Annotated in this window: 14 protein-coding genes and 1 pseudogene; 12 read left to right on the top strand and 3 right to left on the bottom strand. The window is 54.4% G+C overall.

All coding sequences use genetic code 11. The features are described from left to right. Positions 1-7 precede the first annotated feature (7 nt). Together Q0D41_RS04095 and fdhD are read left to right on the top strand one after the other, a co-directional pair. Positions 8-478 (top strand): 4Fe-4S dicluster domain-containing protein, encoded by a 471-nt coding sequence (locus Q0D41_RS04095; protein ID WP_367113808.1) that lies wholly within the window; start codon positions 8-10, stop codon positions 476-478. A 66-nt stretch (positions 479-544) separates the two neighbouring features. Then, positions 545-1,345 carry a formate dehydrogenase accessory sulfurtransferase FdhD gene (gene fdhD, locus Q0D41_RS04090; RefSeq protein WP_294375592.1) on the top strand — a complete coding sequence of 267 codons (801 nt, stop codon included), beginning with the start codon at positions 545-547 and terminating at the stop codon, positions 1,343-1,345. Positions 1,346-1,460: 115 nt separating this feature from the next. Here the strand turns inward: fdhD and Q0D41_RS04085 are convergent. Beyond that, a pseudogene (locus Q0D41_RS04085) lies at positions 1,461-1,733 on the bottom strand (FAD-binding protein); the annotation flags it as partial. 209 nt (positions 1,734-1,942) lie between these two features. On the opposite strand from Q0D41_RS04085, the gene Q0D41_RS04080 reads away from it, so the two are divergent. The 6 genes from Q0D41_RS04080 (at position 1,943) to Q0D41_RS04055 (ending at position 10,042) form a co-directional block, all read left to right on the top strand. Beyond that, the gene (locus Q0D41_RS04080) at positions 1,943-4,555 is read left to right on the top strand and encodes a molybdopterin-dependent oxidoreductase (RefSeq protein ID WP_294375590.1); all 2,613 of its coding nucleotides are present in this window, start codon (positions 1,943-1,945) and stop codon (positions 4,553-4,555) included. Between the two features lie 14 nt (positions 4,556-4,569). After that, the gene (locus tag Q0D41_RS04075) at positions 4,570-5,148 is read left to right on the top strand and encodes a 4Fe-4S dicluster domain-containing protein (protein WP_294375587.1); all 579 of its coding nucleotides are present in this window, start codon (positions 4,570-4,572) and stop codon (positions 5,146-5,148) included. A gap of 114 nt (positions 5,149-5,262) precedes the next feature. Then, on the top strand, positions 5,263-5,934 hold the full coding sequence (locus tag Q0D41_RS04070; RefSeq protein ID WP_294375584.1) for a molecular chaperone: 672 nt from the start codon (positions 5,263-5,265) through the stop codon (positions 5,932-5,934). A gap of 163 nt (positions 5,935-6,097) precedes the next feature. After that, complete coding sequence (locus tag Q0D41_RS04065) at positions 6,098-7,819, top strand: DUF3365 domain-containing protein (protein ID WP_294375582.1); 1,722 nt, start codon at positions 6,098-6,100, stop codon at positions 7,817-7,819. Then, entirely contained in the window at positions 7,812-8,528 is a 717-nt protein-coding gene (locus Q0D41_RS04060; protein WP_294375580.1) for a response regulator transcription factor, read from the top strand. The genes Q0D41_RS04065 and Q0D41_RS04060 overlap by 8 nt, the downstream gene beginning before the upstream one ends. 38 nt (positions 8,529-8,566) lie before the next feature. After that, positions 8,567-10,042, top strand: a complete 1,476-nt coding sequence (locus tag Q0D41_RS04055; RefSeq protein WP_294375577.1) for a radical SAM protein — start codon at positions 8,567-8,569, stop codon at positions 10,040-10,042. 327 nt (positions 10,043-10,369) lie between these two features. Here Q0D41_RS04055 and Q0D41_RS04050 read toward each other — a convergent pair whose 3' ends face one another. Beyond that, positions 10,370-11,197: an Abi family protein gene (locus Q0D41_RS04050; protein ID WP_294375574.1), complete on the bottom strand. Its 828-nt coding sequence runs from the start codon at positions 11,195-11,197 to the stop codon at positions 10,370-10,372. A 291-nt stretch (positions 11,198-11,488) separates the two neighbouring features. Here Q0D41_RS04050 and Q0D41_RS04045 point away from each other — a divergent pair, with 291 nt between their 5' ends. Further along, positions 11,489-11,710 carry a helix-turn-helix domain-containing protein gene (locus tag Q0D41_RS04045; protein ID WP_294375572.1) on the top strand — a complete coding sequence of 74 codons (222 nt, stop codon included), beginning with the start codon at positions 11,489-11,491 and terminating at the stop codon, positions 11,708-11,710. Positions 11,711-11,925: 215 nt separating this feature from the next. Here the strand turns inward: Q0D41_RS04045 and Q0D41_RS04040 are convergent, their stop codons facing one another. Further along, the gene (locus tag Q0D41_RS04040; protein ID WP_294375570.1) at positions 11,926-13,440 is read right to left on the bottom strand and encodes a response regulator transcription factor; all 1,515 of its coding nucleotides are present in this window, start codon (positions 13,438-13,440) and stop codon (positions 11,926-11,928) included. Positions 13,441-13,738: 298 nt separating this feature from the next. Here Q0D41_RS04040 and Q0D41_RS04035 point away from each other — a divergent pair, with 298 nt between their 5' ends. The 3 genes from Q0D41_RS04035 (at position 13,739) to Q0D41_RS04025 (ending at position 17,961) form a co-directional block, all read left to right on the top strand. After that, the gene (locus Q0D41_RS04035; protein ID WP_294375568.1) at positions 13,739-16,495 is read left to right on the top strand and encodes a molybdopterin-dependent oxidoreductase; all 2,757 of its coding nucleotides are present in this window, start codon (positions 13,739-13,741) and stop codon (positions 16,493-16,495) included. A 13-nt stretch (positions 16,496-16,508) separates the two neighbouring features. Further along, positions 16,509-17,120, top strand: coding sequence for a 4Fe-4S dicluster domain-containing protein (locus Q0D41_RS04030; RefSeq protein WP_294375565.1), 612 nt, complete (start codon positions 16,509-16,511; stop codon positions 17,118-17,120). 64 nt (positions 17,121-17,184) lie between these two features. Then, complete coding sequence (locus tag Q0D41_RS04025; protein WP_294375562.1) at positions 17,185-17,961, top strand: formate dehydrogenase accessory sulfurtransferase FdhD; 777 nt, start codon at positions 17,185-17,187, stop codon at positions 17,959-17,961. Positions 17,962-17,994: the final 33 nt, after the last annotated feature.

Below are 17,994 nucleotides of genomic sequence, written 5' to 3'. Positions count from 1 at the left end.
TCTGCCTGTGTTGTGCAACCATTGCGAAAACGCGCCCTGCGTCGAAGCGTGTCCTTCGGGTGCTACGACGAAGAGGGAAGACGGCATTGTCGTCATTGATAAGGAAGTGTGCATCGGCTGCAAGGCATGCGTTTCCGCGTGCCCCTATGGCGCTCGTTACTACTACGAGAGCGAAACGGGCTATTTTGGCGAGCTCAACGAGTATGAGCAGGTCAAGTATGCGGAAGATATGCCTACAGGCAAGGTCGACAAATGCACGTTCTGCGCCGACCGAATTGATGCGGGCAAAGGCGAGGTCCAGGCTTGCGTCGCGGCATGCCCGGCGGGAGCTCGAGTTTTCGGCGATCTCGAAGAGATAAAGAAGAAGGCCCTGGACGAAGGCGGCTTCCAGCTTGCTCCGGAAAATGGCACCAATCCATCGGTTTGGTATATTCCGAATAACGTTGTGGAAGCGGGAGAAGCGAAATCCCAGAATTAGGCCGTTGGCGTAAACCATGAATAGAGAAGGGCGTGCGGGGCACGCCCTTCTTTGTAAGGAGTGCCCATGTCGGAAAGAAACGCTAGTTTTAGAGTTGATGAGCAGGGGTTTCATTGCCTGCGTGTGCCCTCGTTTCATTATGGTTCGGCTGGGCTTGCTCCTTTTGAATCTTCGGTGGTGCAGGAGCTTGTCGTTCGCATGTTCGTTAATGGCCAGCAGGTTGATACGCTTACGTGCTCGCCTTGGAACGTCGAAGAACTGACCTACGGCAGGTTGTATTTCGATGGGATTATTAACCAGGCGAGCGACATAACTGACATGCGGATTGATGTCGACGCTGGCTTGGTTGATGTTTTGATTTCCGACATGATGGGCGCTGCGTCCGGTTCTCTTTTGAGGGAGCGTAGCGTTCTTTCATACGTGACGCCTCGCTGGATTATTGACAATATGGCTCGATTTGAAGCGAATTCGGGCCTATTCCGTCGTACGGGTGGAATGCATGGAGCGGCAATCGCCGATGCGGGCGGCTTCCTTGCTCGTTTCGATGATGTCGGGCGACACAATGCGATGGATAAGCTCGTGGGGTGGTGCCTGAAAAACCGCGTTGATACGAGCGATAAGGTCGTTTTGTTTAGCGGTCGTGTTCCTATGGGGATTATCGACAGGGTTGTTAAGTTGGACGCATATGCGATTGTTTCCCCAGGCGCTCCGACCGATATGTCGATAAAGGCTGCAGACCAGAATCAAATAATGCTTGTGGGGTTTGCCAAGAACGGCGAATTCAACATTTACGCCCATGAAGAGCTTTTATCTGATGGGGCGGAGGAAGAACGCTCTCGCTGTTTGAGGGCGGTAAATGGTATTTGATGCGGTTGAGGCCCGTCTCGATGGTGCTTTTTACAATCTACTTCAATCCCGAAACAAAGGAACCCGTCCCAAATGGAGCGGGTTCCTTTTTGCCTAGCGGGAGGGGAGGGATTAGCTAGGCTGCGAGTTGTTGCAGTTTTGCCAAAATGCGGCCCACGAGCATGCCATGGGTAAGGGCGAAGCCGTGGCTCGCGCCAGGCGCGGGCAGGGGGTAGTCGACGAGGAAGCGACCGCCCTGGGTATTGCCAACCGCATACAGGCCGTCGATGACCTTGTCTTCGGTGTCGAGCACTTCGAAATCAACGGTGGTTTCGAGACCGCCAAGGGTCACCAGAATGTTGCAGTTCGTGATGGGGAACGCGAAGAACGGGCCCTCTTCAATCGGGAAGAGTCGGTCGGCGCGCTTGCCGACTTAGACTTATGCGTCGCGCAGGGTTTCTAATCCTTGCCTGTCGATTATTAATTCAGAAAGATTTGATTAAGAAACAGTGCAGGCGATAGGGATTGCCATTAACAAATGGTCTCCATATTATCTTCAATATCGATATGGGGTTATCGATGTGAGAAAAACAATTTCAAAGGGGGAAAGGGGAGACGATGAGCTACCTCGAACGTGTGCAACAGTCGTCAGGCATAAGCCGAAGGGATTTCGTTGCTGCTTCGGCCGCAGCGTTGGCCGCCATGGGTCTCGCTGGCTGTGCGCAAAATGACGTCAAGCCAAAAAAGGATGAAAATGTTGCCGGTGATGGTAGGGATATTGTCACGGGCGAATGGAAGACCGCAGCTTGCTGGCATAATTGTGGAGGTCGTTGCCTTAACAAGGTTTTGGTCAAAGATGGCGTGGTAGTTCGCCAGAAAACCGATGATACGCATGAGGATAGCCCGGATTATCCTCAGCAGCGTGCATGCGTCCGCGGTCGTTCTCAGCGCAATCAGGTGTTTTCTGCAGACCGTCTGAAGTATCCTATGAAGCGTAAGAACTGGCAGCCCGGTGGTGGCGAGAATGCCCATGGAGATTTGCGCGGCGTTGATGAATGGGAACGCATCAGTTGGGACGAAGCGTTTGATTACATTGCAGACGAAATTAAGCGAATCGTCGATGAACACGGCAATCGTGCATTGTTCGCGGATGGCGGTGCTGTTTCTAAATTCCTGAGTTTGTACGGTGGCTACATTGGCCATTGGGGAACCACCTCTCGCGGTGCCTGGACCTATACTCCCGATGTGGTCGGTATTGCGCCGCAATCTCAAGAGGGAATTAACGACCGTTTGGATATGCAGAATAGTGACGTTGTTATAATGCTTGGCGTCAATCCTGCGTGGTCCTCTGCTGGAAATCCGTCCTATTTTATGGAGCAAGTCAAGCAGGCTGGGGCGAAGTTTGTGGCGGTTGATCCGTTCTACAATGACTCCTACGCTCTTGCGGATGCTGAATGGATCCCATGTCGCCCTTCTACCGATATGGCCCTGTTCCTTGGTATTGCAAATGCAATGCTCGAAATGGATGGTGAGAAAGGTCTAGTCGATTGGGACTACCTGAATACCCACACTATCGGTTTCGACGCTGACCATATGCCGGAAGGTGAGGATCCGACGGGCAACTTCAAAGATTACCTGCTCGGTACCTATGACGGGACTCCGAAGACGCCTGAATGGGCTTCGAAGCGCTGCGGCGTAACTGCGGATAAGATTCGCTACCTTGCTGAGCTTATGGGCAAGGGCAACAAGGCGGCTATTTTGATGTCTTGGGCCCCCGCGCGTACTCACAATGCCGACTGCCTGCCTCAGCTGGCCATGACGCTTGGTGCCATGGGCGGTCATTTTGGCAAGCCTGGCCACATGTGTGGTATTTCCTGCCATTCTCGCTCATTTGGCGGCGGTACGTATCTGATTGGCGCTGGCGGCAATGGTCTTCCTAAGATTTCCAATCCGCTTGCAGGTTCCGAGAACATTAACGATACCGAGCTGTGGAATGCCATTTCCGATGGAGAGTACACCTATGCAGGTGGTGGCACGAAAAAGGTTCCTGGTGAAGCGCGCGATATCGATATCAAGCTGATTTATCACGATAGCATGAATGCCAAGCTGCAGACCATCGAAGGCCAAAACAAGGGTATCGAGGCTCATCGTAAAGTCGATTTGGTCGTAACCCATTCTCTGTTCATGACCACGAATGCCATGTATTCCGACATCGTTCTCCCCATTGAATCGTATTGGGAGAAGGAAGGTGGCTTCCTTCAGGGTAATCGTGAAGCGTTGATATACCACAGCAAAATTATCGAGCCGATGTATGAGTGCAAATCCGACGAGGCGATTGCCTCCGAGATTGGTACGCGTCTCGGTCTGGATCCCGCAGAGGTTTATCCCTTTGACACTAAGCAACAGCTTTTTAACCAGTTCGTTGGGGCGTACATTATTGACGAGGCGGGCGAAAAGAAACCGCTGATTACGATTACTGAGGAAAATATTCAGGCATGGGGTTGCGAGGGCGAGCCGCAGGAGGGCACCGTGGCTATGGATGACTTCATCGCGACCGGTTGCTATCAGATTCCTCGCGCCAAAGGCGATTCTTATGGTTATATCGCGTACAAGGATTTTGTTGCCGACCCAGAGGCCAATCCCATGAAAACCGAGTCTGGCAAGCAGGAAATTTACTCTCGCGTGATGCGTGATGAGATTAACGCCATCGGTTACAGCGCCATCGAAGCGATTCCTACTTATATTCCTCCGAAGGAAGGCTACGAAGCAACGTTCAGCGATTTCGAAAATGGCGTTAAGGGCGAGTATCCGTATCAGGTTTACAATCCACATTATCTGCGCCGCTCCCACACGGTTTTCGACAATGTGCAGTGGCTTCGTGAGACCTGGCCCAATCCAGTGTTCATCAACGCTTCCGATGCGGCGGAGAAGGGCATTGTGACGGGTGATACGGTTCTTTTGACCAGCCCCCATGGTCAGTGCTTACGTAAGGCTAGCGTGACAAATCGTTTCATGCCTGGTGTCGTTGGTGTCCCTCATGGCGCATGGGTCGATATCGACGAGAAAACCGGCATTGATCATGCGGGCTCCGACAATATCCTGACGGGTCAGATTCAGTCTGGCCAGGGTGTGTCTGGTTGGAATACGTGCATCTGCAATATCGAGAAGTATTCCGAGGAGATTCCTAGGGATATCGATGTTGAAATGCGTATTCCTTCGGCTCAGGAATAGAGGAGTGAATCGAAATGACGAAACAAGGTTTCTATTTCAATATGGATGCCTGCATTGGTTGTAGAACGTGCCAGGTCGCATGCAAAGATAAGAATGACCTTGAGATTGGTACCAAATTCCGCCATCTGCGCGATTTCGAAGTGGGGGAGTATCCCTCAGTTGGGGCCTATCATTTTTCCGCCACGTGCAATCATTGCATGGACCCGGCTTGCGTAAAGGCATGTCCTAACGGAGCTATGTTCATCGACGAAGAAGATGGAACGGTTCAGCACGATGACGCGAAATGTCTCGGTTGCCGGTATTGCGTTGAAGCGTGTCCTTATGCCGTTCCGCAGTATATTGAGTCGGCTAACCTAACTCGTAAGTGCGACGCTTGCAAGCAATTGCGAGAAGCGGGCGAGCAGCCAGCATGTGTCGCAGCTTGTCCCATGCGGGCAATCGAATTCGGCCCATATGATGAACTTATGGCTGCGCACGCAGATGCGGTTAGCGATATTGCTGCGTTGCCCGATTCATCGCAGACCAGCCCATGTACATTGATTAAGCCTAAGGCTGTGGCGCTGGAGACGGACTTCGTCGAAGCGTGGATGTAGTCTTGGCGTGGATTGGCATATGATGACAGGTCGCCAATCATAGTTGTTATCGACGGACCACGGTACTCCCTCCCTTTGCCGTGGTCCGCTGATGAGGGATTCGAGGTTTGGCTTATGGATACGATGTTGGCGGCGTTGGCAAATCGCGCGTTTCTCTATCGCTATCTTTGGCGTTGGTTTGCGGGCGCACCCGATGATGCTTTGGTAGCAATTTCGGTCGATGGGGAGACTGTCGATGAGTGTAAATTATTGGCGGGTGAAAACTCAGTTGCTGTGCAGTCTCAGATTGAAATATCAAACCGCTTGTCGGGTGGTGCTTATCCACAGGCTGAATTGAAGCAGCTTTATACGAAGCATTTTGAAGGCCCCGGTCGTGTTCCTGCTCCACCCTGGGAGTCTGTGTATCTGAACGGAGAGGATCTTCTTTTCCAGGAAAGTACGCTTGACGTTCGGAATGATTATCGCGCGGCTGGTTATGAAGCTGCGGGATATCCCAAAGAAGCAGATGACCATATCGCGATAGAACTTGGTTTTATGGCGGCGTTGTCTCAAGATGCTGTTACTGCATATGAATCTGGTGATACGGAACAAGTGAAGGCTCTGCTTTCTAGACAGCTCATGTTTCTCGGGAAGCACTTAAACATCTGGCTTCCCAAGTATGTTGGGCGGATGGAGGAAAGCGAGAAGCCTAGGGCGGACGGGCTATATCTCGCGATAAGCCGCATGGTGGTGGATGTTTGCCGTCATGACAGCCGAGCGGTAGAAGAGCTGCTTTTAGCCCTCTAGTCGTTGGTGCGTTTTGCAGCCACACCATTATCAAAAGAAAATTCATAGATTCTCAAGTCTCGTTTTTTTGCATATTATGCGGGACTTGAGAATTTTTATCATATTGATGGAATCGATTGCTGCGGCAGGGGTTGCGCTAGGTGTAGATGATGGGGGGGGTGGCGTGAACCAGGTCAAGCTGAAAACAAAATTCGGCGTTCTCATGCTCGGTCTTTTTGTTGTGTCTATTGCGGGAAATGCTATATGGAATTACTGCAGTGAGCGCGATCAGATGGTTTCTGAACTTCATGAAAAAGGCCATGTCTTAAGTCAGCAAATGTCTGCGGTTTGGGATTTTATGTCGGCTAATCAGGATCGGCTTCTTGAGACGGCTTATGCAGATAATGGTGCATATCAAGGGCTCCATTGCGCGATTGTTGGGCGAAGCATCGGGATGCGATTTACTGCTGAATCTGGGTATGTAACCCGTTTTGTTAATTTTGATCCTCGCAACAAAGAAGATGAGCCTGATGACTTTGAGTCTCGGGCGCTTCAAGCCTTTATGAACGATTCGTCTCTTAAAGAATATTATGAAATAGATGAGTATGAAGGCAAAGAGGTGTTTCGCTATTCAGCTCCTATGAAAATCGAAAAAACGTGCTTGGAATGTCACGGGAAGCCGGCGGGGGAGATTGATGTAACGGGGCATTCCAAAGAAGGATGGGATATCGATGACATAGGCGGCGCTATTAGCATCATAATGCCTACGGATGCATATCGCGAATCCGCGAAATCAAGCATCCTCCAAAACTCGATGTATTCCGTTGCTGTTTTGCTTCTGTGCTTGCTGGTTATATATGTTGCCTTGAAACACTTGGTTACGCGTCCCTTGCAGCGTCTTCGTCGGGCATTTGGTAGCATACAGAAGGGTAACTTTGACGTGCGTCTTCCTGATTCTGAATCGTCTTATGAGCTCAATGCTGTGGTGGCTGAGTTTAATGAAATGGCGCATCAGCTCTCCGACCTTTATGACAATCTTGAGTTTCAAGTTGAAGAACGTACGGCTCAGCTTTCGCGGGTGAATGAGGCGCTTAAGGCTAAACGCATACAGCTCGAGCATGCAAACGAACACCTTCGCAATGAAAACCAGTATAAGTCTGACTTTCTTAGCATGATGAGTCACGAATTACGTACGCCTCTCACGTCTATCATCGCTTTTTCAGAAATGCTCAATCGCGCGGGTGGCCCGATAGATGAGAAAGAAGCGGAGATTCGTCGCGAGATTGAGGCGAACAGTCGCGTATTGCTTCTCATGATTAATGACATTTTGGAAATGAGCAGGCTCGATGCTGGAAAGACTCAGCTGGCAATGGAGCCAGTTGACATGGGCGATGTTGTGGGGCTTGTTCAGTCGGTGGTTGCTCCTTTGGCGCGCCGGAATGAAATTGTGTTTACGTATTCTATCGACGCCGATGTGCCGCTTGTTACTTGCGATGGCGATCGCATTCGCCATGTGCTCGAGAATTTGTGCGGCAATGCTATTAAGTTTACGCCTGCGGGTGGGTCGGTGACACTATGCGTAAGCTACGATGCCCCCTCCGGTGAAGTGTTGCTGAGGGTTGCCGATACGGGCATCGGTATTGCCGATGAAGACCGCGAGCGCATATTTGAGAAGTTTGTACAGGTCGATTCTTCGGCATCGCGTCGCTATCGCGGCACGGGTTTGGGGCTAGCTCTCGTACGCGAGTACGCTGCGATGCACGGCGGTCGTGTCGAACTTGAGAGTAAACTGGGGGAAGGCAGTGTATTCACCGTGCATCTGCCAGCTGAGCCGCCACTGGGATTTGAGGATGGACCCATAACCGATAATTCGTCGGTGGCTGGAAATGGGGGAGAAGATGAATAATGAGCCGTATAAGATCATGCTCATCGACGACGACGAAAGTGTGCACACGCTGATACGTCGCATTGTTGAGGATGCTGGCTATGGGTTTATTTCTGCCTACAACGGCGATGACGGCTTGCGTGTTTTGGCTGAACAACATCCTGATTTGTTGCTGCTTGATGTAATGATGCCTGGCACCAATGGCCTTGACGTCTGTTCCTCGATTCGAGCGAAGGGTCGTCGCATCCCCATTGTTTTCTTGTCCGCGAAAGGCGATATTGTAGATAAGAGTATTGGCTTCAAGGCCGGCGGGGATGACTACGTGGTTAAGCCATTCAGTCCCGATGAGTTGTTGCTTCGTATTGAGGCACACCTACGCAGGCATAAGACCGACCTGGCGTTTGCGAAGGCTGTCAGTCGAGAAGGCAGCAGTAAGACTGGTGATCTTGAGATTGTATTTAGCCATTACGAGGTTTACTTGCGGCATCAAAAGGTTGATTTGACTGCCAAAGAGTTTGAGATTCTGGCACTGCTGGCATCCAATCCTGGCCAGGTGTTCACGCGCAGCCAGATTTTCGAGCATATATGGGGTCGTGAGAGCAGCGTGGACGAAAACAGCATCACGGTGTTCATGCGCAAGATTCGTGAGAAAATCGAGGATAACCCTTCTCAGCCCAAATACTTGCTCACGGTTTGGCGCGTGGGGTACAAGTTTGCTGAGCGGGTATAGCGTGCTGTTTATGTCGGGCGAGCTGGAAGGCTAACGCTGTGAATGCGAAGGAGTACATTGCCGCATTTGACGTGGTGAAAGCCGATTTCGAGAAATCGGTCGCGGAATTCGGTTTGCCGTTTGAGGCGAAAGAGACGCAGCTTCGCGAGATGCGTGCGTGCGTGGCGGAGCAATGCGGCTGTCATTGCGAAAACGGGAATGCGAGCCTGTGGCGAAACTGGGTTTCGCCTGCGTGCATTGCATGCCGCACGGGCGAGCGAACGGCGACGTTCTTCGTTTCGCTCAAGTGTTCGAGGCATTGTTATTTCTGCTTCAATCCCAACCAGGAAGACTACGAGTATTGGCTTTCGCACAAGCGCGACATTGCGGGCGAGCTGCGCGAGGCACATGCCGCGGGGGCGAGCTTTGATTGCCTGGCGATTACTGGTGGCGAGCCGCTGCTGTTCAAAAGCGACGTGTACGCATTCCTCGATGCGGCACGCGAGTTGTACCCGCAGGCGCACGTGCGACTGTATACGTGCGGCGATTTTCTTGACGATGCGTGCTTGGCGGAGCTGCGCGATCGCGGCTTGGATGAGATTCGCTTTAGCGTGAAGCTCGATGGCGACGAGGCCCTTGCGCCCGAGCACGCGCGTACGCTCGATGCGATTGAGCGCGCGGTTGCCTTCATTCCCGATGTTATGGTCGAAATGCCTGTTGGGCCGCATGATGGGCCGGCGATGAAAGAGCTTCTGGTTCGTCTTGACGAGATGGGCGTTCGCGGCGTGAATTTGCTGGAATTCGGCTTCCCGCTGTGTAATGCCGAGGCGTTTGCTCAGCGCGGCTTGGAGCTTCGTCAAAACCCGTATCCCATTCTGTACAACTATTGGTATGCGGGCGGGCTGCCCATCGCGGGCAGCGAGGCGGAATGCCTGGAGCTTATGCAGTTCGCGGCCGAGCGTGGCCTGCGCCTGGGCGTTCATTATTGCTCGCTCGATAATAAGAATACGGGCCAGATTTATCAGCAGAACAAGGGCTTCCTGCTCGATAAGGCTTTCGCGGCGGCGCATGGTTGGCTCCATTTTGACGAAGGGGATTATTTCCTGAAGTGCGTAAAGGCTGTTGGCGACGATGCGAGCTCGGTTTTCAGTTGGGCCTTGGGGAAGGGCCCTGTCGCGGCGGAGCGAGATGCGACGAGCAATCGGGTCGCGGCTGGTGAGCGGAGTGCGGCCGATGAGCAGAGTGTGGCTGCCGAGCCCGATATGGAGAGCGAGCGGGTTGCAACGGTCGAGCGGGCTGCGGAAAACGAACGAAACGCGTCGGCCGAGCAGGCTACGGCGAACGAAGCGCCCTCGGCGGCTGTGCGCCTAGTTGATTACGACGAGTCGACGCAGGTAGTGGCATTCCCTTGCGCATGGCTGCCCGACGCGCGAAACGCGCTTCCGACTGTCGATTTCATCGAGAGCCTGAATGTGGTCGAGCTGGATGGTTCGGGTATGCCCGTCGTGCGCGAGGTGGATGCTCGGATTGTGTAGTAATAAGGCGGAAATTCGGCACGGTAATTATTACGTTCGCGATACCCAGCGCGCATATGATGGCGCCGTTGGAAAGCCCGTCCGCCTTCAGCTTCGGCGTCTGCTCCGCCATCTCCTCCGTGAACTTCGGCTTCGGTATCCCAATCGTCGCCTAAAACGTCGTTTTGCGTTGGCGGCGCTGTCGGCCACCGTCACTAACAGGCCCAAAGACGCAAGAGGCGGGAAGTTTCCGAGGGAATCTCCCGCTTCGCAAAGGCGTTCGCAAGTATAGTGAGTCCCGGTGACTTGAATCAGAGGTTGTTCCCGGGGCCATTAGACGATATGCCGCTAAAGTTCAACGGCGACGGGCGCGGGGTGCTCGTTCAGGAACTTCTCGATGGGCGCACCGCCCTCGCCGTACAGGTAGTCTGTGGCCTCCGGGCACAGTAGCCCTAGCAACTCGATGGCATCGGCATCGACTTTCTTAGGCGACAGCTCAGGCCGCTTCGGATCGAAGAGCCGTTCGTTGTGGGCTACGCGGTTGCGTACGCGTAGGATGCCGTACAGCCTTTCCTGCAGCTCGGCGCGGTTGGTGCCCTTGGGCCAAGCTCGGTAGAGACCCGAGCGCCAGATGACGGCCTCGCGGCTGCGGTCGCTCAGGTGCACCCAGAAGCCCAGCGTCAGGCCTGCTACCAGGCTGCCGGTTGAGAAGCCCTTGGACAGGCCGTCCACGGCGGCATCGATGGTTCTTCGGTTAATGCGGTTGGAGTCGAGCATGCCCCTGGCCGACTTCCTCATCACGGGTCTGCGTGCGGGTGAATTTTCGTCGAGCAACCAATGGGCGTCGCCCTGCCAGCTCGATTCCATCGCGGCGTTGCATGCGTTGCGCAGCGCCACTTCGAAGTTCGAGATGTCGCGCATGAGCAGCTGGGCCAGCGAGGAGTTCCATTCGTAGAGCGCGAGCGCCTTTTCGGCGTCGCCGCCGCAGGCCTTCAGATAGGGGGTCAGCCGCTCGGCGGAGAGCCATTTTTCGGCCCACGGCAAGGCGCTCGGAGCCTGTTCGTCCTCGGCATCGCTGTCGAAACGGCCTTTCCGCTCAGCGGGCAAGGTGCCCACGGCGTCGTCCGCCTTGTCGACGTTTTCCGCTGCTGGTTGGTCTTTTCGCTCGTCAGCCAAGAAAACTCCTATAGAGACAAATTGAGCCCCGGTGACTTGAATCAGAGGTCATTCCCGGGGCCATCGTCTAACAGTATAACGGCCCTACGGTGTTTTAGGCAAGCGACTGGAAGTTACAACTCGTCAACGCAACCTCCGTTACTTTTTCAACCAACCGCATGAATCGCTTAATAAGGCAGAAATTCAGCACGGTAATTATTACGTTCGAGATAATGCTGCTTTACTGCTCATAATTATCATGTTCGTTATAATCAATCCCATAAAACCATGAATTATTACGGACGTGATAATATGCGAATTTACGATGCGGCCGATTTTGGGCGTGCGGTAAGGACGTTCCGCAAAGCGAAAGGCTACACGCAGCAGCAAATTGCCGACCTGTCGGGATGCAGCCTTATGTTCGTCTCGAACCTCGAGCGCGGAAAGGAAACGGCCGAGCTGGGCAAGGCGCTCGCCGTTCTTGCGACCATTGGCGTCGACGTTCGCGCCGACGCGAAGGGCGGCGCGAAATAAGGCTGAACATCTGGATCGAATTCGATGACGGTTTATCCCGAACTGACTACTGCCAAGGGTCTCGTGTTGAGTGAGGGATGCAATGCTCGGCATGCCGTCACTCTTTATTCGGGATGGGCGGCATCGGCAAAACGTGTGCGGCCTACAATCCACGTCGATCGCTTTCGACTGGATTTGCTCGAAAACGGTAATCCTGCAGCAATCGGCTCGCTCCGTCACTTGCTCGCGTCGGCGCGACCCTCGAAATCGATGGCGTCGAGCAGCTCTTGCTGCGAGTGCACACCGGCCTTGCGGTAGATGCTTTTAATATGCGACTTCACGGTGCTTTCCGCGATATGCAGCTCATTGGCGATATAGGCGCAGTTGCGACCGCGCACCAGAATCATGAAAACGTCGCGCTCGCGCGGCGAAAAGCCGCGCGCGTCGGCCAAGTTGGTGCACGCCGAGTAAAAGCGCGTTCTGACTGGTCCCTGTCCAAACGGAGCTATCGACGACAACGGCGTCGCCGACATCTGGAAAACCGATATAAAAAGAATAACGAGAATCGCCGAGGCAGAGGTCATCGCCAGCTGGTAGGGACTTGTTACCGCGTGTGCGATGGTCGCTCCGACCATGGAACCTGTGATTTGGCCGAACTGCACCCCGAATGCGCCTGTCGCGGCATATTGGGCGTAAGGTCCTCCCAATCGGTGCGACAACACCGACCAATACGCCCAAATGATGGTGTAGAAGTATTGATACCCGAATTGGTGCACGCCGAAGCCGAGCAGATTCATGGGCCTGTCCAGCGCGAAAAGCAAGAACCCTAGCGCCATGAGCGGCAACGCGATTTGATAGGTAAGTCTGCCTAAATCCATCCGAAGCTGCGACATCATAAGGAAAATTGCCACGCATCCAAAAATGAGCGCGACGGCGTTGATCGCGTTGCGTACGACGATGTCAGATTCCCCGCTCGTCACGAACAGTCCCTTCATCATGCCATATGACATGCCGAATACGAGCGCTATGCCGAACAAACTCAAAAGGGCGCGTCCAAGCTTGGTTGGACGATGCTGATGCGCATTCCAAAGCGTGATGCCATCGGAGGGCTCATTGAGAGCGCTGCCATTTGCGGCCTCGGGGCCTTCGGCAATCGGGGCACGTTTACCTGAATCTTTGAAAAGATTAGATTGTCGTAGCAATAGAGCGATCTCGCCTAAAGGCATGAGAGCGGAAAGTATTCGCACCACGATGAGCTCAGAATACGAGGACCCTATTGGAGAGAGGAACAGGAAAATAATCGCGCTCAAGATAGTAGCGGATGTGAAGTACACAACAGTCTGACGCGTCCCCAGTACAATGAGCAACTCGCCCCATATAACAAGCTCGATTGCGCTCCCGACGCCTGTCAGAATCGCTCCAACGGCATATACGCCAAAGGCAACCTGGCGAGATGCGAACAACGTGGGGTCTATCACCAGTAGGGTGCCCACGGCCGTCATTACTCCAGCCGACGTTACGAGGGCTGCGCTACTGCCCAGCACACCCTTCTTCCGACTTACGAAAAACAGGGCGAGCAAAGTGCAAACCATAGCGGCGAGCGAAATGTTCCATAGCCATTCCAAGCCCTTGTCTGCGCCGTATTCCGAAGCCGCCGAGTAGAACTTCGTGCTCCAGAAAACCATCCACACCCAGCACCAATGGAGCGCGAAGCCTATGACGATTGACGGGCGAACGTCGAAATTCAGCATCTGCACTGTTCGAGAGAACGTTTTTCTTCCGCGATTTCCCATAACGACACCCCCAAAAACAAGTCCGGATTTCTTTCGGGCCCATTTATATTCTCCCCATGATATCCCATCGGCATTTTCAGACCTCCCCTTACGAGGGGGATATCGGTATTTGCCCCCAGGGGGAAGATGCGGGAAAGCGCTGCTGCCTGCGATTATTCGCTTTATAAGCAGCGCGTTTAAGGTGGATGAAAACGTGGGCGGGGTTGGGGGCCTCGACTGCGCCGCAATACGACGCGCCGTCAAGAAGGGGGTATTTATGGATACCGTCAAACCCCGCGATGGACAGAAAGAGAAGTCTGTCGTGAAGACGCCGTTCGGAACGATTACGCGTCGTAATTTTGTCAAAGCGGCGGCGGCAACCGCGGCCACGGCTGGCATAGCCGGTGGACTTTTGGGCTGCGCGTCAAACGATGAAAATCAATCCAGTGGTGGCGCGGCGAAGCAGGACGAGTGGATTCCGTCGATGTGCAACATGTGTTTCAACCACTGCAGCATTCTTGGCCACGTCGTTGACGGCAAGCTCGTTGAAATCAAGGGCGACGACCGCAGTCCCGCTGGATGGGGACATCTGTGTGGCAAGGGCACCGCAGGCATCATGCAGCTCTACGACCCGAACCGCATCACCGTTCCCTTGCGTCGCACAAACCCGAACAAGGGAATCGGGATTGATCCGCAGTGGGAAGAAATCACCTGGGACGAAGCATATGACGAGATTCTCGCGAAGCTCGACGAGCAAAAAGAGAAGAACAAGCCTGTCGTCGTGTTCGCCCTTATCACCTCGATTATCTCCTGGATCGACTCGATGACATGGCTCGGCACCAACGGCAACATCCCGTTACCGCTGAAGGCGGACATCTGCGGTGCGCCCACGCATCCGATTACTTCGATCATGACGGGCTGTGGCAACGCACTTCCTGACTACGCGCACATCAAATATCTTATGCAGTTCGGTACGCAGGCCGGCGTGGCAACGCGTCACGGCACGAGCATCGACGCAAAGTTCTTCGCGGAATCGCGCGTGAACGGCTGCAAGCTCGTCGACTTCGATCCGCATATGTCCGCCTCGGCCGAACAGGCAGATGAATGGGTGCCCATTCGCCCTGGCACCGACGCCGCCGTGGCGTTGGCCATGGCGAACCTGCTCGTGAACGAATACGGAATCTACGACGAGGAGTTCCTGACCAATCGCACGAACGGCCCCGCTCTCGTGAACCCTGAGACCAAGCGCATCGTTCGCGATGCGTCGAGCAACAAGTCACTGTATTGGGACACTGTCGACAATACGGCAAAGCCTTACGACAAATGCGACAAGCCCGCGCTCGAAGGCGACTTTGAGGTGGACGGGGTCAAAGTACGCACGGCGTTCACCCTGTTCAAGGAGCACGTTGCGAAATATACGCCCGAATACGCCGAGGAAATCACCACGGTGCCGGCCGACACAACTCGTCGCATCGCGAAAGAATTCGGTGAGGCGGCATGCATCGGCCAGACCGAGGTCGTTGACGGCATCGAGGTGCCTTATCGTCCTGTCGCGGTCGACACATTCTCGGGCATCGCGCGCCATAAACATGGTTTCATCACGCATTGGGCCATTCTGCAACTGAACAACATTGTTGGTTCGACGTTCGCGCGTGGCGGCTACCTGGGCTACTACACCGCTAACAACTACGGCTTCTACGAGGACGATCCTGGCCACAAGTGGGAATGGAGCATTTGGGACGAGGACGGTCTGATTGAGTATCAGGCCATGGCCCACGGCTGGCCCGAGCAGGAATCGTACTATGACCGTATCCGCAACGGCAGCTACGAGCCCACGAGCGAAGCCATGGAGGAGTTGCAGCCCTTCACGATGGACCAACACTTCGCTTATATCTCGCAGCTCTATCCGGACTTGTACAACACTGAGCCGTCCGAGATGGCGTTCTGCATGGCGTCGAACCCCATTAAGAACTGGTGTGACAACGACTATCAGGCGCGTCTGCTCGAATCATTCAATTATATCTTCGGCATGGACATTTACCTGAACGAATCGTCGTACTACTACGACCTCATCATCCCCGAGCCGTGCTATCTCGAGCGCTACGACCCCCTGCCGCTGTCGTTTAACAACCATCGCGTGCCGGGCATCCCTGAGGTACCGTTTATCGTGGGCTCGCGTATCCCCATTGTGCCTGCGAAAGACGATTGCCCGTCGGCATTGGATACCTTCGGTGCGCTGGCCGAAAAGGCCGGCAAAACTGCCGAATATGCCGAGGCGTTGAACGGCTACTACCACATCGACAAGGAGCATGCGCTGCCGACCGATCAGCAAATCACCGCGAAGGCCGTTGTCGATGCCGCGATGAAGTCGCTCGCGGGCCACGAGCGCGGCATCGATTGGTTCAAGGAGAACGGCGTATGGACTCGCGAGCGCAAGGCGGACGAGGTCTACGCGTTCGCCGCGGGCAAAGAGGGCCGCATTCCCATCTACTTCGACTTCATGCTTGAGGCGAAGGAGAAGATTGAAGCCGAAGTCGCAAAGCTTGGCATCGAGTGGGAAACTGGCGACTATATCCCCCTGCCCGATTGGATGCCTTGCTGCGACTATGAAGTCGAGGAAGAGGGCTACGACCTATATCCGGTGTATTGGACCAACGCCATCAATACCGATACGTGGCAAGTTGAAAACGCGTGGATCAATGAAATCAACGAGGCCGACGATATCTCGTACTTCTTGGAAATCAACGAGGAGACTGGCGCTGCTCGCGGCATCAAGACGGGCGATAAAGTACGTCTGAGCAATCGTGACGGAAACGTGGTCGAGGGCATCGCCGTGCTGTCGAGTGGAGTGCATCCTGAGGTCGTGGCGTCCATGGGTGGACATTTGGGCTCACGTAGCGCGTTCCAGCCCGTCAGCGAAAACAAGGGTTATGCCGTGAACCATCTCGTGCCCTGCGGAGACCCGAAGCGCATGGAGTATGTCGGATCGGGCGTCGACCAGTGCGTGCGCTGCAAACTCGAGAAGATCTCTTAAGGAAGGTGCGGCAATGGCTGAATATGGATTCATCATCGACTTGGAGAAATGCGTCGGCTGCCACGGCTGCTCCGTTGCCTGCAAGCAGGCAAACGGCACGCCTCCAGGTGATACGCGCTCGAAAGTGCTGCGCTCCTACGAGGGGCAATACCCGAATTCAACTCGTACGATTCGCCCTATGCTGTGCATGATGTGCGAAAACCCCAAGTGCGTGGCGGCATGCCCGACAGGGGCTTCGTCGGTCAACGACGATGGCATTGTGGTCATCGATAAAGAGACGTGCATCGGATGCGAGAAGTGCATGGACGCCTGTCCCTACGGAGCGCGTTACCACATCCCCAACGAAGACGGTTATTTCGGGAGCGACCTCAACGAATACGAGCAAGTCACCTATGCGAGCAAGGGCATGCTTCCCGATACGGTGGACAAGTGCGACTTCTGCATGGGGCATAGCGAGGACGGCAATCCCGATCCGGTATGCGTGCGCGCGTGCATGACCGAGGCTCGCTACTTCGGGCCGCTCGACGAAGTGAAGAAGCGCGTCAAGGAGCGCGGCGGCGAGGTATATTTGCCCGAAGAGGGCACGTCTCCGCGCGTGTACTACCTGCCAGTAATCAATTCCTAGCAGCTCAGCGCGGGGCGAAATTCATCGTCGCCCCGCGCATTCCGTCGCTCAAAGGAAGCTTGCCATGCTTGCCGACAACGAACTCACGCCAATCCCCCTCATCCTTCGCAGAGGCGTCCTAGTTCACCGAGATGGCTCGATCGAGAGCAAGCACCAGCTGCTCCAATCGGAGTTCGCGTTTACCGCGGTGCTGAACGAAAAGGAAACCAGGACTTTCGTTTGCTCCCCATGCAACATCAAAGAGCTCGTTGTCGGCTGGCTCAAAACGCAGGGGTTCATTGACTCGTTCGATGACATTCGCTCCGTCGAGGTCGACTCCTCGATACCGACGGTCGAGGTCGACTTTTCGCCCTCGGCGCAAATCGGCTCTATGCAGGCGGTAAACCCCATCGAATGGAGCCCACGGGCCATTTTCGGAATGTGCGACGATTTTTCCCTTGACTCACCTGCGCATCGCGCCACGTATGGCGTACACAGCTGCTATCTCTACGGCCCCGACGGGAAACTCGCATGCCGGTATGAAGATCTTGGTAGGCATAACGCCTTCGACAAAGTGATTGGCGACGGGCTTATCAATGGAATTGATTTATTGCAATCGACGATTTTCTCATCGGGCCGTATGCCAACAGACATGGCGCTTAAAGCGATTCGCGCTGGTGTTCCCATTCTTGTCACGAAAGCCGTTCCCACAAACGAAACCATCGAACTTGCTCAGAGATACAATCTGACGCTTATCTGTTCTGCGCACAAAGATTCGATGGTCGTGTACAACGACCCGCTGGGAATGGGGTGGGGGTTCAGGTGCTTTAAGGGCAAAAGCGGGTGTGGCTCCCTGGGATGATTGGTGCGCTTCGGCTTGAGGGTTTCCAGTTCA

The organism is uncultured Slackia sp. (assembly GCF_934630525.1).
GTDB lineage: Bacteria > Actinomycetota > Coriobacteriia > Coriobacteriales > Eggerthellaceae > Slackia.
Note: the sequence above shows the minus strand (reverse complement) of the source record. Positions and strands in the feature narration are given on the sequence as shown.